The 19,219-nt window shown below is 44.3% G+C and carries 16 protein-coding genes; 14 read left to right on the top strand and 2 right to left on the bottom strand.

Annotation, left to right across the window (positions count from 1 at the left end; translation table 11 throughout):
• Positions 1 to 819: 819 nt before the first annotated feature.
• The 14 genes from QME03_RS11005 (at position 820) to QME03_RS10940 (ending at position 15,911) form a co-directional block, all read left to right on the top strand.
• Positions 820 to 2,667 carry a beta-galactosidase gene (locus tag QME03_RS11005; RefSeq protein ID WP_244912940.1) on the top strand — a complete coding sequence of 616 codons (1,848 nt, stop codon included), beginning with the start codon at positions 820 to 822 and terminating at the stop codon, positions 2,665 to 2,667.
• 281 nt (positions 2,668 to 2,948) lie between these two features.
• On the top strand, positions 2,949 to 3,848 hold the full coding sequence (locus QME03_RS11000; RefSeq protein WP_273116210.1) for a serine O-acetyltransferase: 900 nt from the start codon (positions 2,949 to 2,951) through the stop codon (positions 3,846 to 3,848).
• A gap of 15 nt (positions 3,849 to 3,863) precedes the next feature.
• Complete coding sequence (locus QME03_RS10995) at positions 3,864 to 5,381, top strand: THUMP domain-containing class I SAM-dependent RNA methyltransferase (RefSeq protein WP_025817295.1); 1,518 nt, start codon at positions 3,864 to 3,866, stop codon at positions 5,379 to 5,381.
• Complete coding sequence (locus QME03_RS10990; protein ID WP_281724386.1) at positions 5,371 to 7,557, top strand: S9 family peptidase; 2,187 nt, start codon at positions 5,371 to 5,373, stop codon at positions 7,555 to 7,557. Before QME03_RS10995 ends, QME03_RS10990 begins: the two co-directional genes overlap by 11 nt.
• A gap of 4 nt (positions 7,558 to 7,561) precedes the next feature.
• Positions 7,562 to 8,830: a phosphoribosylamine--glycine ligase gene (purD, locus tag QME03_RS10985; RefSeq protein WP_281724385.1), complete on the top strand. Its 1,269-nt coding sequence runs from the start codon at positions 7,562 to 7,564 to the stop codon at positions 8,828 to 8,830.
• Between the two features lie 120 nt (positions 8,831 to 8,950).
• Complete coding sequence (locus tag QME03_RS10980; RefSeq protein WP_281724384.1) at positions 8,951 to 9,883, top strand: hypothetical protein; 933 nt, start codon at positions 8,951 to 8,953, stop codon at positions 9,881 to 9,883.
• Positions 9,868 to 10,320: a YqaA family protein gene (locus QME03_RS10975; protein ID WP_025817301.1), complete on the top strand. Its 453-nt coding sequence runs from the start codon at positions 9,868 to 9,870 to the stop codon at positions 10,318 to 10,320. Before QME03_RS10980 ends, QME03_RS10975 begins: the two co-directional genes overlap by 16 nt.
• 1 nt (position 10,321) lies before the next feature.
• Positions 10,322 to 11,161, top strand: coding sequence for a metal ABC transporter solute-binding protein, Zn/Mn family (locus tag QME03_RS10970; protein WP_281724383.1), 840 nt, complete (start codon positions 10,322 to 10,324; stop codon positions 11,159 to 11,161).
• Positions 11,158 to 11,928, top strand: coding sequence for a metal ABC transporter ATP-binding protein (locus tag QME03_RS10965; RefSeq protein WP_281724382.1), 771 nt, complete (start codon positions 11,158 to 11,160; stop codon positions 11,926 to 11,928). The genes QME03_RS10970 and QME03_RS10965 overlap by 4 nt, the downstream gene beginning before the upstream one ends.
• A gap of 206 nt (positions 11,929 to 12,134) precedes the next feature.
• Positions 12,135 to 12,260 carry a hypothetical protein gene (locus tag QME03_RS10960; protein WP_262502618.1) on the top strand — a complete coding sequence of 42 codons (126 nt, stop codon included), beginning with the start codon at positions 12,135 to 12,137 and terminating at the stop codon, positions 12,258 to 12,260.
• A gap of 7 nt (positions 12,261 to 12,267) precedes the next feature.
• On the top strand, positions 12,268 to 12,921 hold the full coding sequence (rpe, locus tag QME03_RS10955) for a ribulose-phosphate 3-epimerase (RefSeq protein ID WP_281724381.1): 654 nt from the start codon (positions 12,268 to 12,270) through the stop codon (positions 12,919 to 12,921).
• A gap of 248 nt (positions 12,922 to 13,169) precedes the next feature.
• The gene (locus QME03_RS10950) at positions 13,170 to 14,618 is read left to right on the top strand and encodes a sodium:solute symporter (protein WP_281724380.1); all 1,449 of its coding nucleotides are present in this window, start codon (positions 13,170 to 13,172) and stop codon (positions 14,616 to 14,618) included.
• A 511-nt stretch (positions 14,619 to 15,129) separates the two neighbouring features.
• Positions 15,130 to 15,489 (top strand): hypothetical protein, encoded by a 360-nt coding sequence (locus QME03_RS10945; protein ID WP_025817306.1) that lies wholly within the window; start codon positions 15,130 to 15,132, stop codon positions 15,487 to 15,489.
• An 8-nt stretch (positions 15,490 to 15,497) separates the two neighbouring features.
• Positions 15,498 to 15,911 carry a hypothetical protein gene (locus QME03_RS10940; RefSeq protein WP_281724379.1) on the top strand — a complete coding sequence of 138 codons (414 nt, stop codon included), beginning with the start codon at positions 15,498 to 15,500 and terminating at the stop codon, positions 15,909 to 15,911.
• 1,850 nt (positions 15,912 to 17,761) lie between these two features.
• Here QME03_RS10940 and QME03_RS10935 read toward each other — a convergent pair.
• Positions 17,762 to 18,277: an energy transducer TonB gene (locus QME03_RS10935; protein WP_281724378.1), complete on the bottom strand. Its 516-nt coding sequence runs from the start codon at positions 18,275 to 18,277 to the stop codon at positions 17,762 to 17,764.
• 291 nt (positions 18,278 to 18,568) lie between these two features.
• Positions 18,569 to 18,844, bottom strand: coding sequence for a hypothetical protein (locus tag QME03_RS10930; protein WP_281724377.1), 276 nt, complete (start codon positions 18,842 to 18,844; stop codon positions 18,569 to 18,571).
• Positions 18,845 to 19,219: the final 375 nt, after the last annotated feature.

Raw genomic sequence — 19,219 nt, 5'->3', positions numbered from 1 at the left:
TGTTGCGTAGATTGCTTGGATGGTGGCCTAACCTAAGCGACTACAGCAATAAATACCTATGAAATGATGTGCAAGAGAAGCGGGATGCAACAAGATTTTACGACTGACCCATATTTTCGCTGTTTCTTTACGCTAGATATTAGCAAAAGAGTGAGTTCTTTTTATTTAGAATTCACTCTTTTTATGATGAGAATCGCGGACTTATCTCACAACCTTTTTGTAGGTTCTACCCCCTTGTTTAATAATTACCACTCCCTTCACGTGGTTTTCATTCACCTAACGCCCGTTAAGGAAGAATACAGTTCGAGACTGGTTCTCGTCATTTTGTGTAGAAAAGATGCTCGAAGGAGGATTGTTAGTGATTTTTACTTTCCAACCTTTTAATTGGCAGTAAACTTTTGTTGCTCGGATATTTTATTGCCATCGTTGTTACCCGACACTATATTAAATATACCTCCACTAGCAGCAGGATTGCTAAAACAGGTAAATTGTTTACCAATTGACCCATTTGAGAAAGATCTATATCATTAAAAATAACTCTAAGTTTGCGATGTGAATTGCATACTTAGAGAGATTTGGGTTTAAAGACTTGTAGCACGAATTGCTAAATATCTTCACCTCTGGCACTCGTTAAAATTATCTAAACCACCATTTTCTTAGTTCTTCTGTACCAATCTTTTGTTATTTTTGCACTGTGGTGGTTAAAGCCCGTACAACGAGCCACACCACAAAAAGCGTTATACTAAAACCCTAATCCGATTTTTTCAAATTATATTATAACAGATGAAACATCTTAAATGCTTGGCCATGGCAGCCTTAATGTTGCTTACCGCAACCACAGCCGAGGCCAAACAAAACAAGCAAACAAAAACTACGCGTAACACTTTCGCCATTGCCGATGGCCAATTCGTTTATAACGGTAAACCCATGCAATTGCATTCGGGCGAAATGCACTATGCCCGCGTGCCTGCTCCCTATTGGCGCCACCGCTTGAAAATGATGAAAGCTATGGGCTTGAACGCTGTTGCCACATACGTGTTTTGGAACTATCACGAAACAGAACCTGGCAAGTGGGACTGGAAAACTGGTAACAAAAACTTGAGAGAATTTGTTAAAACGGCTGCCGATGAGGGTATGTTGGTGATACTAAGACCTGGCCCTTATTGCTGCGCCGAGTGGGAGTTTGGCGGCTATCCTTGGTGGTTGTCTAAGGCTAAGGGGTTGGTGATACGCGCCGACAATCAGCCGTTCCTCGATTCGTGCCGCGTTTACATCAACCAATTGGCCTCGCAGATGCGCGACTTGCAGATAACCAAGGGCGGTCCTATCATTATGGTGCAGGCCGAAAACGAGTTCGGTTCGTATGTTTCACAACGCAAAGACATTCCACTTGAAACACATCGCGCCTATAGTGCCAAGATTAAGCAACAATTGCTCGATGCCGGTTTCGATGTTCCCTTGTTCACATCAGACGGAAGTTGGCTTTTCAAAGGCGGCACCATAAATGGCGCACTGCCAACAGCCAACGGCGAGAACGACATAGAGAAACTTAAAAAGGTGGTCAACGAATACAATGGCGGCAAAGGCCCATACATGGTAGCCGAGTTTTACCCCGGATGGCTATCGCATTGGGCAGAGCCTTTCCCACAAGTGAGCACCGAATCAATCGTTAAACAAACGGCCAAATATCTTGAAAACGGCATAAGTTTCAACTATTATATGGTTCATGGCGGAACAAACTTTGGTTTTACGTCGGGTGCTAACTACACCACCGACACCAATCTACAACCCGACCTTACCTCGTACGATTACGATGCACCCATCAGCGAGGCCGGATGGAACACCCCCAAATACGACGCTATACGCGCATTGATGATGAAGCATGTGAAATATAACGTGCCTGCAGTGCCCCAACGTATACCCGTTATCAACATTCCAAACATCAAACTCAGCAAAACAGCCAACGTAATAGATATGCTCACTAAGGGCAAGGCAGTGGAAAACGATAATCCACTAACATTCGAAGACCTGAATCAAGGCCATGGCTATGTGCTATACAGAAGACATTTTAACCAACCCATCGGCGGAATGCTAAAGATTGCCGGCTTGGCCGACTATGCTTTGGTTTATGTAAATGGTCAGAAAGTGGGCGAACTAGATCGCGTTAAAGATGTGGACAGTTTGGAAATAAACGTTCCCTTCAATGGCGTGCTCGACATATTAGTAGAAAACATGGGCCGAATAAACTACGGTGCTCGTATCACCCAAAGCATCAAAGGCATCAACGGACCCGTTGTGATTGAGGGAAATGAAATTACAGGCAACTGGAAGATGTATAAAATGCCTATGAGCGAAATGCCTAACGTTGATGCCTTGCCATCGGCTAACACCAAAGGAATGCCCACACTCTACGCTGGCACATTCAATCTAGACACCACCGGCGACACCTTTCTCAACATGGAGACCTGGGGCAAGGGCATAGTCTTCGTTAATGGCTTCAACCTTGGACGCTATTGGAAACGCGGACCACAACAAACACTCTACCTTCCAGGCTGCCTCTTGAAAAAAGGAGAAAACAAAATAGTGGTGTTCGAACAACAAAACGACAACCAACAAACATCCATCAGTGGCCAAACAACACCCATATTAGACAAGTTGGTGCAATAACATGCCCACATTGCACACCACTCAAAGGGTAAGCAATAAAAAACACAACATCAGTAAATTAAGTAAAAACGTGAGTTCGATGCGTACGAACTCACGTTTTTTATTTCAAGCAAGCAAGTAGATGCATATTTTAATAAAATTTCGGCCTTTATCTGTGGACAAATGATAAATTATTGCTACTTTTGCACAGAATAGGCCATCTTCGCTAAGCCCAAGCAAGCACCCTTGCAACCATTGGCGACAAGGCCGACATAAACATCTTCATTGACAAAACAACATTGATGACCACAGCCGACTTAACGCGCACGCTTACCCTTACTGCGGAAGAGCTATCAGATGCCACAGCATTAAAAGGCATCTTCCATCAACATAAAGACGGAAACCCTATTCCCTCGGGAGAGGTACTAAGGCAGATAATGGACCTGCTGCGGGCTATCATCTTCCCTGGATACTACGGAAAGTCTACGGTTAACACGCGCACCATTAAATTTCATATCGGTGTTAATATCGAAAAACTCAACCAGCTACTTACCGACCAGATACAGGCTGGATTGTGCTTTGCCAGTTGCGACGACTGCGGAAATAGCGAAAAAGCAGTAGACAACCGACATATAGCCGAAGAAAAGGCCATCGCGCTCATCAAAAAACTACCCACTCTACGCCAAACACTTGCCACAGACGTGGCGGCCATATACAACGGTGACCCAGCTGCAAGCAACTTTGGCGAAATAATATCGTGCTATCCTGCCATCAAGGCCATGGTAAACTATCGCGTGGCACACGAGTTGCTACTCATGGACGTGCCACTGATACCGCGAATGCTAACAGAATTGGCACACTCGGAAACTGGTATAGACATCCATCCCGCTGCTCAAATTGGGCAATACTTTGCCATAGACCACGGCACTGGCGTGGTTATCGGGGCAACATGCATCATTGGCGACAATGTTAAGCTTTATCAAGGCGTTACGTTGGGCGCGAGAAGCTTCCCCAAAGACGAAAACGGAACACCTATCAAGGGCATTGATAGACACCCAATACTTGAAAACGATGTGGTGGTTTACTCTAATGCCACCATCCTAGGCCGTGTAACCATAGGCAAAGGTAGCGTAGTGGGCGCTAACGTGTGGGTAACCGATGACGTGGAACCCAACAGTCGCATATTAAAGAAAACGAAATAACAACAACTATATACAATGGAATTCGAACTCATAGCCAAGACTTTCATGGGACTAGAACCCGTTTTGGCCAAGGAGCTTACCCAAATGGGGGCAAACAACGTACAAATTGGCAGGCGTATGGTGTCGTTCACAGGCGACAAAGAAACTATGTATCGCGCCAATTTCCAACTGCACACGGCGATAAGAATTTTAAAACCCATCGCCAAGTTTAAGGCGAGATCGGCCGATGATGTGTACGAGGAGATACAAAAAATTGACTGGAGCAAACATATCGAGGAAGGAAAAACTTTCTCGGTGGACTCTGTGGTGTACTCGGAAGAGTTTCGCAACTCGCGATTTGTAACCTATAAGGTGAAAGACGCCATCGTTGACCAGTTTCGCCAACGTACAGGCAAGCGCCCTAACATATCGGTGAGCAACCCAGACATACGTTTGAACATTCATATTGCCGAATACGACTGCACGCTGTCGCTCGACTCTAGTGGCGAAAGCTTGCACCGTCGCGGATATAGACAAGAATCGGTGGAGGCTCCGCTTAACGAAGTGCTAGCCGCTGGCATGATTTTGATGACTGGATGGCAAGGCGAAACCGACTTTATCGACCCCATGTGTGGTTCGGGAACACTCGTTGTAGAAGCTGCGCTCATTGCTCGTAACATCTCGCCTGGTGTTTTTCGAAAAAACTATGCATTCGAAAAATGGCCAGACTTTGACCAAGAGCTGTTCGACCACATCTATAACGACGACAGTAACGAACGCGAATTTAACCACCATATCTATGGTTATGACATCGATATGAAGGCTGTGAACACGGCGCGTCTTAATGTTCGCGCCTCGGGTCTTACCAAAGACATCACCATTGAACAAGCCGACTTCAAGGATTTCAAGAAACCCGAAAACAAAAGTATCCTTGTAACCAATCCGCCTTATGGCGAACGCATCTCTACACCCAACCTCTTGGGTACATATAAGATGATTGGCGAAAGACTGAAACACCAATTTATGGGCAACGAAGCTTGGGTGCTGAGCTATCGCGAAGAGTGTTTCGACCAAATAGGTCTTAAGCCTTCTATTAAAATCCCTGTATACAACGGCTCGCTTGAGTGCGAATTTCGCAAGTATGCTATATTCGATGGCTCGCTGAAAGACTTCCGTCAGGATGGCGGTGTGGTGAAAAGCGATGACGAAAAGCGTCAGATGGCCGAGAAAAATAGATTTAAGAAAAACCGCGAGTTTAAGAAAAGGATCGACGAGGATGGCTCGCAAGACACCGACGACATACGCTCGTACACCTTTAAAAACCACTTCGCACATACCGAAGAGCGCAACGACGACCGCAAACGCAAACGCACAGCATCGTTTAACGACCGCGACGACAAACGCGGTGGGCGCTCTTTCGAACGTGGTGGTAAGGCCTTCTCTGGCAAAGCCAAAGACTTTAACCGAAAAGGAAAGAGTTTTGAACGCACCGATAAGCGCGGAAGTAAAAACTTTGGACGTAATTCTGCTAACTTTATAGACCATGACGATTAAACAAATTATCGTGGGAGCAATGCTCTCCACGCTCATTTTTGTACCGCAAACAATGTCGGCTCAGAAACAATTCACACTGGAAGACCTCAATTTTGGTGGTAACAACTTCCATAACATGGTGCCTAAAAACCGCTATACCACATGGTGGGGCGACCAACTGGTGCGTACCGACGCAGAGTTTTGCGCACTGATAGACAAGAAAACGGGTAAAGAAACGCGCTTGTTCTCTACAGACGAGCTTAACAAATGGATTTATCCTAACGGCGAAAATAAAGTGCGCTCGCTCTATTCGGCCACTTTCCCCTACCCCAACCAAACGCTTGTGTTGCTCAATGTCAACCAAACGCGCATGTTGGTGAACTGGAAAACCAAGAAAGTGGACTGGAAACAAGAGGCAAAAGACGAAATAGCTGCCGACTGGAATGCGCAATCGCGCGCCGTTGCTTTTGTTAAAGACGATAACCTTTATGTAAACGACGGAAAAGGTGTGCTAAAACAGCTCTCAACAGACGGAAGTCGTAACATTGTTTACGGACAGAGCGTGCACCGCGATGAGTTTGGTATTTACAAAGGAACGTTCTGGAGCAACGACGGACAGAAGTTGGCCTTCTACAGAATGGACCAATCCATGGTGGCCGACTACCCTTTGGTGGACGTTGACACCCGTATTGCCACAGAAACTCCCATTCGCTATCCTATGGCTGGCGAGAAATCACACCTTGTTACTGTTGGGGTGTACGACTTGAACACAGGAAAAACTGTGTACCTCAACACGGGCGACCCCACGGATAGGTATTTCACCAACATTGCTTGGGCTCCCGACGGCAAGCTTATTTATCTTATCGAACTGAATAGGGCGCAAAATCACTACTCGCTTGATGCCTACGACCCTGCCACGGGTAATAAAACGGCCACACTCTACACCGAGTCGAGCAACAAGTATGTGCATCCCACGCACCCCATAACGTTCATTCCTTGGGATAAAAACCATTTTATCTTGCAAAGTGAGAAAGACGGATACAACCATTTGTACCTCTTCGACACCAACGGGAAGCAAATCAAACAGCTTACAACAGGTAAATGGATTGTAATAGACTTGATGGGCTTTAATGCCAAAACCAAAGAAGCCATCATTCTTTCTACAGAAGCCAGTGCTATTCAAAACAACCTCTATGCCGTGAACCTGCAAACAGGTGCACGCCGACTGCTCGACAATGGCAAAGGATGCCACGCCAACACCACCGGAGCAGGTGGTTCGCACAAGCCTGCGCTAAGTGTTTCGGGCGAATGGATCTTCGATAGCTACACCGAACCAACCGTTCCACGCAACATCGACATAGTGAACGTGGCCTCGACAAAAGCCACTCGCTACTTCACAGCCGCTGATCCGTGGGTGGGTTACACCGTTCCCGAATACTCTTGCGGGTCTATCAAAGCAGCAGATGGCACAACCGACCTCTATTATCGCATGGTGAAGCCCACCAATTTCGACCCAAATAAGAAATATCCCACCATTATTTACGTGTACGGTGGGCCTGGTGTTCGCAACGTAGAGGCACGCTGGCACTTCTGGTCGCGTGGCTGGGAAACCTATATGGCACAAAAAGGCTATCTGCTTTTCATCCTCGACAACCGCGGAAGTAGTGCTCGTGGACTTGCCTTTGAGCAAGCAACATTCCACCATCTAGGCGTTGAAGAGGTGAAAGACCAAATGAAAGGTGTGGAATATCTCACCTCGTTACCCTACGTAGACAAAGATCGCATGGGCGTACATGGATGGAGTTTCGGTGGATTTATGACCACTAACCTTATCACCACACATCCCGAAGTGTTCAAAGTGGGCGTAGCTGGCGGACCAGTAATCGACTGGAAATGGTACGAGGTGATGTACGGAGAACGCTACATGGGCACACCTCAGAACAATCCCGAGGGCTATGCCGAGAGCAGTTTGCTGCCCAAAGCCAAGAACCTGAAAGGAAAATTGCAGATTATCACAGGCATGAACGACCCCGTTGTGGTGCCGCAACATTGCTTAAACTTCTTGCAAGAGTGTATCAAAGTGGGCACACAGCCCGACTTCTTTGTGTACCCAGGCGAACCCCACAACATGCGCGGGCACCAAAGCACCCACTTGCACGAACGCATATCACAATATTTTGACGATTATCTAAAATAAAACGATGAACATTTTACTGTTGGGAAGTGGCGGAAGAGAACACGCGCTTGCCTGGAAGATAGCCCAAAGCCCTAAGGTTAGCAAACTTTTCATCGCCCCCGGAAATGCAGGGACGGCGGAAGTGGGCCAAAACGTGAATATCAATTCCAACGACTTCGAAGCTTTGAAGCGTTTCGCACTAGACAACGACGTGAAAATGGTGGTGGTAGGACCCGAAGATCCGCTGGTGAACGGCATCTACGACAACTTTAAAAGCGATGCACTAACGGCACATATTCCCGTTATAGGCCCTTCGAAAAAAGGCGCTACGCTTGAGGGTAGCAAAGACTTCGCCAAGGCTTTTATGTCCAGACACGCCATTCCCACAGCACGTTATAAAACCATTACTGTCGAAAACATCGACGAGGGTTTGGCTTTTCTCGAAACGTTGAAAGCTCCCTACGTGCTGAAAGCCGATGGCTTGTGCGCAGGAAAAGGCGTGCTCATACTCGCAACTCTGGAAGAGGCTAAGGCCGAACTGCAACACATGCTCCACGGAATGTTTGGAAACGCCTCAGCATCTGTGGTTGTAGAAGAGTTTCTCAGCGGTATAGAATGTTCGGTTTTTGTGCTTACCGATGGCAAAGACTATCAGATTTTGCCCGAAGCAAAAGACTATAAACGCATCGGCGAGCAGGATACTGGTCTCAACACCGGCGGTATGGGCAGCGTTAGTCCTGTGCCTTTCGCCACTCCCGAGTGGATGAAGAAAGTGGAAGAACGCATCATTCGCCCCACAGTAGACGGCTTGGCTCAAGAAGAAATCGACTATAAAGGCTTTATCTTCTTTGGACTTATCAACGTAGAGGGCAATCCCATGGTTATCGAATATAACTGCAGAATGGGCGACCCCGAAACCGAAAGCGTGATGCTAAGACTCAAAACAGACATTGTTGACTTGTTTGAAGGCATTGCCGAGGGCAATATTGCCAGCAAAAAGGTGGTCTTCGACGAACGCGCAGCTGTCTGCGTGATGCTCGTTAGCGGTGGTTATCCACAAGAATATGTGAAGGGTTACCCCATCCACGGCATCGAAAACGTGAACGAGAGCATTGTGTTTCACAGCGGAACAGCCCTAAAAGATGGTGAGCTTGTAACCAATGGTGGACGTGTTTTGGCTGTAAGCTCGTATGGCAAAGACAAAGCCGAAGCCCTACAAAAAAGCTTTGAGGCAGCCAATGCAATCAGCTTCACCGACAAATATTTTAGAAAAGACATCGGAAACGATCTTTAATAGTCTGCCCCACACCAACGTGGGGCAGACCTAAATGTCTTTAAGAGCATAGCCTAAACACCGCTTGGCACAAGCTACATTAGGCAAAAGAGTCACGAAGGGTGGCCAGTAACAAATAATATGGTAGTAAAGAGAATACAAAACAGGATTGCTGAAAGCAGGATGACATTCTCCTTCACGGCCATTTACGCCGTGTTGGTGTTCTTGGCAAGTGGACTGGTGCGAGAAGGTCTCTGGTTCGAGTTCGCGTGCCTAGCTGTTTCAACCTACCTAATGGTTGAATTCAACAATGTCAATGCCCTACTTAGGGTATATAGTCGCATGGTATCGTGTTCGTTTCTCGTTCTCACGTGTGTGGCCAATCAAGTATTTTATATGCCATCGCCAGCCTTGGTACAAGTTTGTTTTGCCGCTTTCTACCTTATTGTGTTCAATGCCTACCAAGAAAGAACAGCCTCTGGCGTAACTTTTTACGCTTATCTTTTTATCGGCATTGCATCAACGATGTTTGTACAGATACTCTTTTTTGTGCCATTGCTATGGATTTTGCATACCACTAACGTGCTTGCTATGAGCTGGCGCAACTTTTGGGCTTCTGTTTTAGGGCTAATTGCTCCTTATTGGTTTATTGGTGCCTACCTTGTTTACACAGGAGAACCCGAGAGTTTTGTGACACACTTCGCCGACTTAGGCAATTTTGACCCACTATTCCAGTATACCTCGTTAAGTCACAACCTCGTTGCCACCTTCTTTTTCCTTGCGTTCGTATCGTTTATCGGCATTATACACTACCTGCGAGACAGCAGAAACGACAAGATACGTAACCGTATGATTTACGAAATGGTGATTGTGGTTGACCTCTTTACCATAGCGTTCATTGTGTTACAACCACAACACGCCGTTAATCTCTTTCCCATCCTCATTATTAACGCGGCAGCTCTCATCGCCCACTTCATCACCCACACCCGTACAGCAGCCACAAACGTGATGTTTTGCTTGTTGTTGTTGGTCTCAATTTTGATTACAGTTTGCAATTTATGGATACCCTTATAGCCTTTCTCATCAATTACGGATATTGGGGCATGCTTCTTTCTGCCGTGTTAGCTGGAAGTGTTATTCCCTTTAGTAGTGAAGCCGTCATGGTTGGTTTACAAGCAGCCGGTCTAAAGGCTTGGCCACTCATTCTTTATGGCACAGTTGGAAACGTAATGGGAGGCATGATAAACTACGGAGTGGGCAGACTTGGTCGCACAGACTGGATTGAAAAATATCTGCACGTGAAGAAAGAAAAACTGGAACGAGCAGAGAAATTTATGGCTGGACGAGGCGCTTGGATGGGCTTTTTCGCCTTCCTACCCATCATTGGTAGTGCCATCACCGTGGTATTAGGATTGATGCGAGCCAACATAACCATCACCGTGATAAGCATGACAATTGGAAAATTCATTCGCTTTGCCTTACTTGTGTTTGGCGCAAGCTTTTTACTTTAATATGCTTATGTACAAGAAACTTTCCCTTTTCTGCGCTCTAGCTCTGGTGTTGTTTGCCTCTTGTTCGATGACAAAAGGTGGAACAAAACGCACCGTGGTGGTTACGATAGAGCCATTGAGATATTTTGTTGAGGCCATTGCTGGTAATAGGTTCAACGTTAAAACAATGGTTCCTAATGGAGGAAACCCAGAAACTTACGAGCCAACTGCTCAACAAATGGTGGACCTGTCGCATAGCGACCTCTATATAAAGGTGGGTGGCATCGGATTTGAGACAAGCTGGATGAAGAGAATTAAAGCCAATGCTCCACATACGCTCTTCATCGACTCGTCTGATGGCATCATCCCCATCGAAAGTTCGTATGGAGTGCCCGACCCACACACATGGATGAGCTGCCTAAATGCCACTGTCATTGCACAAAACATCTATAAAGCGCTGTTGCAGATAGACAAGCAAGACAGTCTTTATTATAAGGCCAACCTCGAAACACTGCTCGCTAAGATAGAAGACACAAACAGTCAAATACGCGAGAACCTATCTAAAAGTAAGGTTTCGAGTTTTCTTATATACCATCCCGTACTTACTTACTATGCCAGTGAGTACAATTTGCACCAAATCTATATCGAGGACGAAGGGCGAGAGCCATCTGCAGCACAGATAAAAGAAATTATCACCAGTGCAAAAGCAAAGCAAGTGCGTGTGCTCTTCATGCAAAAAGAGTTTTCCAATCGCAATTCGGAGACCATTGCTAATGCGGTTGGAGCGCAAGTTGTTGATTTCAACCCGCTAGATTACAATTGGCATAAAGAAATGATAAAGGTATCGCAATCGCTAAAATGACCGCTTTGAGCCAACCCATCATTAAACTTGAGAACGTGTTTGCAGGCTACGAAGACAAGGTGGTGCTGCAAGACGTGTCGCTAGAGGTGTTACATCACGATTTCTTGGGCGTTATTGGCCCTAATGGTGGTGGCAAAACCACCCTCATGCGCATCATATTGGGCATGATGAAACCATTCTCGGGTAAGGTATCTTATTACCGAGATGGAGTGGAAGTGCCCGAACTTACCATTGGATATCTTCCACAATACAACGACATCGACCGCAAATTCCCTATTGCTGTAGAAGAAGTGGTGCTCTCTGGATTGAGTAAACAGAAAAAACTTTTTGCCCCTTTCGATGCAAACCACAAACAACAAGTGGCCGAAACGCTAGATAAATTGGGCATGAGCGAATATGCTAAAAGTCCTATTGGCGCACTTAGTGGTGGACAACTGCAACGGGTGTTGCTGGCACGAGCCATCGTTTCGCGACCCGAAGTGGTGGTGTTAGACGAACCAAATACTTACATCGACAAGCGTTTTCAAGAACAAATGTACCAAATGCTCGATGTTATAAACCGCGATTGCGCTATTATCATCGTGAGCCACGACGTTGGAACTATTCTACAAAACGTTAAAGCGGTGGCTTGTGTCAACCGTACGCTGCACTATCACGATACACCACAAATATCTAACGACGAGTTAAGCGAACACTTTGGTTGTCCCATAGATTTGTTAGGACATGGACACATGCCCCATCGCGTGCTCAAAGCGCACGAAGACTAATGTACTTCACCCTAGTAAGCCAAGTCGTCAGTCCCCAACCCGCATACTTTGCTTGCCAACAACACGCAAAGCACAGAGCCCTAATAGTGAGCTACTCACACATTAACAACAAGAAAACATTAGATATAAAAATTTTATTCCCCACACAATAAATCAAAAAGCAAGGCGTTAATACTTATATACAATATTAAAAGGTATTATCGCCTATGAAGTACTTTACTCCCGAAGAGCTTAAGCCCTCAGAAAAAACGCTTAACATGATAAGGCAGATTGCCCATTGTTACAAATCCATTCAGGTAAACGGACAACGCTACATCGTTTGTCTAAACTAAAAGCAAAATGAAGAAACCATTAATTGCCCCCTCATTGCTCTCGGCCGACTTCTTAAACCTCAATGCCGAGGTGCAGATGATTAATGAAAGCGAAGCCGACTGGCTACACATGGACGTGATGGACGGTGTGTTTGTACCCAACATCTCGTTTGGATTCCCTGTTTTAGAGGCCGTTGGCAAGGCCTGTAAAAAGCCAATGGATGTGCATTTCATGATTGTACACCCCGAAAACTACATCGAACAGACGGCTAAAGCTGGCGCCATGCTTATGTGTGTGCACCAAGAGGCTTGTGTACACCTACACCGCACCGTGGCTAAAATTCACGAATCGGGAATGAAAGCTGGCGTGGCTCTTAACCCATCTACGCCTGTTAGCGTATTAGAAGACATCATCAACGATCTTGACTTAGTGCTGCTTATGAGCGTTAACCCTGGTTTCGGTGGGCAGAAATTCATCGAAAACACCCTCAACAAGGTGCGTCGCCTACGCCAACTCATCGACACTAGTGGCAGCAAAGCACTCATCGAGGTGGATGGTGGTGTGCAAGCACAAACTGCTCCCTTGCTCCTTGAGGCTGGTGCAGATGTACTTGTAGCGGGCAACTACGTGTTTAAATCAGCCAACCCAACGGAGACCATTCAGCAATTAAAGAGTCTTTAAGCTGGCAAAAGAATTTGATTACTCATCAATGCCACTGTTTACAATACGATTACATACTTGCGAAATGGCTAAATACCCAGTGACAACGACTACAAAACAATACTAGAGGGATGCCCATGCGGTGCATCCCTCTAGATTTATATTGTGTTTTACCCAATATTGCCCCAATGTGTACTTACCATCTGGCCCTTATAGGCCCATACTAGCCAACAGTTGGAATCGTTGTTCGTCGTAACTTTACATATATTATGCTCATCATTCTCACCATACTCGCATATTTTGGTTTGCTTTTGCTCTTTAGTAAGCTTACGTCAAAACGTGCCGACAATGCCACTTTCTTTAGGGCCAACAGACGTTCGCCTTGGTATATGGTGGCCTTTGGCATGGTTGGCGCCTCTATTTCGGGCGTTACATTCGTTTCTGTTCCAGGCATGGTAAACACTATTGGCATGACCTACATGCAAACATGCTTAGGATTTATTGTAGGATATTTTGCCGTTGCGTTCATACTTCTTCCCATATACTATAAACTAAACCTAACTACCATTTACACCTATTTAGACAAACGATTGGGCACTGCAGCCTATCGCACTGGCGCAGGCTTCTTTATCTTGTCTAAAATCACTGGAGCGGCAGTGCGCTTTTATGTTGTATGCATGCTTTTGCAGCGTTTTGTGTTAGATGCACAGGGCATTCCTTTCGTCATTACCGTGGTGACAATGGTGGCCTTGATATGGCTTTACACCCGAAAAGGCGGTATCAATACCCTCGTTTTCACCGACACGTTTCAAACTTTTTGTATGTTCACCGCCCTCATCCTCATCATCTGGCAAGTAATTGGCGCACTGGGTATGTCGCCAATCGAAGCCATCAGGGCCGTCGCAGCCGACAATCGCAGTAGGATGTTTGTGTTCGACGATTGGGTTTCGAAGCAAAATTTCTGGAAACAATTTGTTAGTGGAGCTTTTATCGTAGTGGTAATGACAGGTTTAGACCAAGATATGATGCAGAAAAATCTTACTTGCAAAAGCCTCCGCGAAGCTCAAAAAGATATGTGCACCTATGGTTTTGCCTTTGTTCCTGCCAACTTATTGTTCCTCGCTCTTGGTGTTCTGCTCTCTATGCTGTCCGTTCAACGTGGCGTTTCACTTCCTGAAATGGGCGACGAACTATTGCCACTCTTTGCCGCAAATGGTTCGTTGGGACTCTCTGTGGTGGTCTTTTTCACCATTGGTGTTGTTGCTGCATCGTTCAGTAGCGCCGACTCGGCCCTTACTGCACTAACAACCTCGGTTTGCGTAGACCTTTATAGGCGTCCAGACGACGAACGATTGCGCAAGCGTACACACCTTGTGATGGCCGCCTTGTTTGCACTTTTCATTCTGCTCTTCCGAGCATTCAACTCCACCTCGATGCTCGATGCCATTTACATTTTATGTTCGTACACCTACGGTCCGTTGTTAGGGCTCTTTGCTTACGCCCTTTTCACACGTCGACATGTTAGTGGCAAATGGGTGCTACCCATGTGCGTAATAGCTCCAATATTATGTTTCGTAGTCGAAAAACTAGTGCAACACATCAGCGGTTATCGCTTTGGCTACGAACTTTTAATGCTCAATGGCGCACTAACCTTTATGGGATTATGGCTTACGGGCAACAAGGCAGCATCAAATAATCAAATAATCAGTAATATTTAAAACAAGGTTTAAACCTTAAACAGCAAAAAACGTCAAAGCATATAACAACCCAAAACGATAAAGGCAGTATCGCCTTGCAGTTTAAAATGCAAAAAGTAGAATTGCAAAGCACTGCCCCTTAGACAAGTTAGCTTGCGAAGAAGCTCATGGTATGTCGCGTCATATCAAGTGTAGGCAGGTTGCTGCGCGAAGTTTTCGCATACCCTACCCTTACAAGGCCATTCCCTGCCTGGGTTAGCACCAATAAGTGTCAATCAGTTTTCCAGCTTGCTAGCTTGTCTTTTCGTTTATCTAAGGTCGCTGTGTTCAATCAGGCCCTTAGGGCTAGTTGGTATCCACGCGTTCAACTCTTGCTTATACAGTGAAGCATCGTTATGAACCAAGCGATAAGAACACCAGTTAGCAATGCCAATCTAAAGTTGCACAACAAAAACCAAGCCACCATGCAAAATAATTTGCTGTGGGAGGCACATTTGTAGCACACGACAAAAACGCTTAAATGATATCCATCATGGAACAAACCACAAATTCGGCTAAAGCCAAACAAGAGCTTTTCAGCGTGCCAAAGGGTTATTTCAACAACCTCACACCAGCTGTAATGCAAAAAATTGACGCCCAGAACGAGCCAAAAGCTTTGCCAAAGCGCAAGTTTTTGCTTCTGCGTCCCGTCTATATGGTTGCAGCAAGTGTATTAGTGGCTATCGGTGGACTGGCCGTTTATATGGACGTGTTCAACAACGGCCCATCTCCTGCCACGCCATCCATGCCCACCAGTGCAGCAACTAACATTGCTGGAACATATAAAGATGCCGTTGCAGATTATGCCATGATGGACAACGAAGATATCTATGTACACTATTCCGAAATATAAAATTGAAAATGAAAAAATCTCTACTTACTTTTTTGTTCGTACTAGCCACTATTAACGTGGTGGCTCAACCTCCGCACAAGTTCAGTCCTGAGAAATTTCAAACCGAACTAGAAAATTTTATCGCATCCGAAGCATCGCTTTCTAAAATAGAAAGTGCTGCATTTTTCCCTGTTTACCGAGAATTGCGCAAAAAACAACGCACTATTTTCGAACAGATTATTAAACACAAAAAAGCCAATCCCGCAGACAATGAAGCTGCAACTGAGGCCATCAAACAGCAAGATAAACTGGAATTGGAAATGAAACAGTTGCTGAAAACCTACCACGAAAAGTTCATAAAGATGTTACCAGCAACTACGGTATTTAAAATCCTTAAGGCCGAAGACAAATTTCATCGACAACTTATAAAAGGAAAAAAATAAAATAGGCGGTCAATATCCAGCCCATCGTTTCACATTAACCCAGCTTACAACTCAAGTAATGGCATAAAGGCTATCTGTAAGAGTCGTAAGTTGGGTTGTTTTTATTACTAAGGCTGCTTTTACTTCCAAATTTAACGCTACTTCATAACAAACTTTTATTAGTCGCTTTTGAAAGTAATGACTGCCATATATTTATCGCTTTGAGTATTTAACCTACAACTAAAGAGCTAATAGCACTTAGCCGGATAACTCGTCTAACGCACATCATATCGTTAGTGTGTTAACCACATTATCAATTTTCTAATTTAAGTCATTGTGTCTAACACAACGATGTCGTTTTGACTTTAAAATATTTCTATAAATTACGAGAAGTTTATTGTCTTTGTGCCGTAAAACCAAGATAAACGCTCCTATCATATACGAAGAGCAGGACAAATCAACTCACTGACTTATAAACTCATGAAAAACTAACAACATCCTAATACATCAATTCATCAACTTGCAAAACCAAAGACCCATCAATTCAAAATCTTAAATTGTTTTCTTTTATTTTACAATCGCTCTTTATTTTTCACTTCGTTCTAGCGAAAAAACAGGTTAAAAAGTAGGTAAAAAGCCACTTTTTATTGCCTTTCACGCATCTCGTTTTGTCTATTTTAAGGACAAAACCTGCATTTTGCACCATTTTGCCTTTCTAGATTGCTTGCCAACTCATTATTTCTCACGTTCCCAGAACCGCTTTTAGGCCCTAAAATGCTACTTTTTAGTGTCTATTTTGCCCTTTCCAGTCATGTTTTTAATGGTTCTAAAAGGTTTTGTTTATACATTTGTGTTGGATTTTTATGCTTTTCACATTCCATCTAGTAGCATTTTGCCCTGTATTTAGCACCATTTTACCTTGCATTTAGCACCAAAACGCACTGCATTTGGCATCAAAACGCATTGCGTTTTGTAGCATATTACGCAGCGTTTAGCATCAAAACGCATTATATTTTGCTGCAAATCGCAAAAAAAACGGGTGTTAGTGGCGGTTAGCTTAAATAAAAATTCATTTTGCCTGCAAGTACAACTAACCCCATTTTGCAAAAAAACGAACCTTCGCGAGAATCGATTATTTGCGGCAAGGTGGGCGATTGTTGGCGAAAACTGCACTCACAATGTTAAATTTATTACTGAAAACAAGACAAAACAGATTGCGCTGTGTACGCATGCAAAGGCAACGGCGATGGAAAGCATGTACGCTTACAACCGCCAACGCGAACAGTTGCTGGGCATTCAGCCCACGACCAACGGAAACAGCATCATGCAAACACAGAAAACGCAGCCAAATCATAGTTATTGAATAAAAAAAGGATGCGTCATAATATAGGATGAAAGCTAAGAAAAATAGACCATCCGGGGAGGGCGTGGAGCAAAGTGGGGGTATTGCTGAATAGTTACCAGATATATTCTGAGATATAAAATGCTCTTTCATTTCTAAAAAGAAACACAAATATTTGCTTATATGGAATATAATAATTATATTTGAAGAAAATGTATCATATTAATTCATATGGGAAAAAAATTTTTTAGTCCTTTAAAGGAACCATTACAGAAAGACTTTCTTCTATTATGCATTATGATAATAGATGGTTTTTTAGCAATAGGAATTACGTTTGTTTTTACTTCAATACCTATCATCGTCATACTTTTCTTGTTAGTATTCTTCGCCAGCATCCTTGCTTATTGTTATATTAAAAATCACATAATTAACAATCTAAATAAAAAAAGATAAAAAAGATAAAAATCTAGTGTAGATTTAACGATTGACTATCAGCCTTTTGCAAGTTATCTATCCTTAGAAACGCCACTTATTTATCTCTCCGTTCGGGCCCTGTTCCGTCCTTTTCCTCGCCTTTAAATGCAACAATTATACAACAACGTGAAGTTACAAGTTTGCCATAAATGCTGCCTGGAATCCATTTGGGCATCATTTTGGCAACTCTTAATGCCTCTTTATCTAATGCAGGATGCACGCTGCGAAGTACCTCAAAATGCGTTAGTTCGCCGCTGGTTTCCACAATTACGCCGATAACAACCCTACCCTTAACGTCCTTTGCCTCATCAGGCTGTCGCACCTCTTTCTTTAAAAACTCCATCAGTGCCACATCACCGCCCGGGAATTGAGGTGGTGTTTCAAAAATTTCACACATAAAACGCTGTTCTTCCTCGGCCTTAGTAGTTGCCGACTTAACTTGTTTGGGTTGATTTCGTTTCTTATTCTTGCCCTTCCCACCTTGTGCGTTGGCATTAAGGCAGGCCAAACACATCGCCATTACAAGCCATAGCTTGCAACGAAATACGGAATGAATGCTCATTGTTCGCATAACTCCCTCCTTTGGTTTATTATTGTTTCAACTACGATTATCGCTTAATAAGTATTGTCTACCAGCTCTTTGCAAGCTATCTATCCTTTAAAACGCCACTTATTTATCTCTACTTTCGGGCTCTGTTCCGCCCCTTTTAACCACATAAAAAGGAATGCCCATGCAGACTTTCAAGCGCACCAGCTTGCCTTTTCGTTTGTCGGGAATCCAAGCAGGCATCCTTTTTACAACGTTAACTGTCGCCTTATCTAATGCGAGATGTACACAACGAAGGAGCCTAATGTCTGTAATTTAGCCGTCTTCCTCCACAAAGAAAGAGAATAACACTCTGCCCGTAATGTGTTGGGTATCTTCTGGATATATCTTTTCCTTATCTATAAAGGCCTTCAAAGCCTCCTCGCCACCTGGAAACTTGGGCTTTGCATAGTCTTCATCGCGGAAAACGCGCGTTATTTTTACTGGCGAAGTTCTAAACCTGGGCTTAACAAAAAGGGAGTAAGGTGGCCAACATACGGTGTCATTTCGGCCTTGTGCGTTGGCATTAAGGCACACCATACCCATCGACATTACAAATAACTGTTTGCAGCGAAATGCAGAATAAATGATTGTTGCACACATAACTACCTCCTTTGGGTTGTGGTTTCCACTGCAAATATAGCAAAAATATGGATTAACCATTCGCTTTTTATGATGTTTTTATATAGAAATAACTGCGTAACACAAAAGCATACAACGAAAAACATGACTAATCTAACACGCCAGCAAGTAAAAAGAGTGGATAAATCCTTGGTACTTTACAAGATGTTTTTGAAGTCATCTAGACTTATAAAATCTCTACAAATTGAAAGGACTTTATTATCTTTTATTACTGTCCGCTAAAGTTCTCACCTCTTTATACGAATTAGGGCTGACACTTCTCACGAGGTATCAGCCCTTTTTGTT

Origin of the sequence: Hoylesella shahii, assembly GCF_937990675.1 — a bacterium.
Classification (GTDB): Bacteria; Bacteroidota; Bacteroidia; order Bacteroidales; family Bacteroidaceae; genus Prevotella; species Prevotella shahii.
The sequence above is the reverse complement of the archived record's forward strand: the minus strand, read 5'-3'. Positions and strand labels throughout refer to the sequence as shown.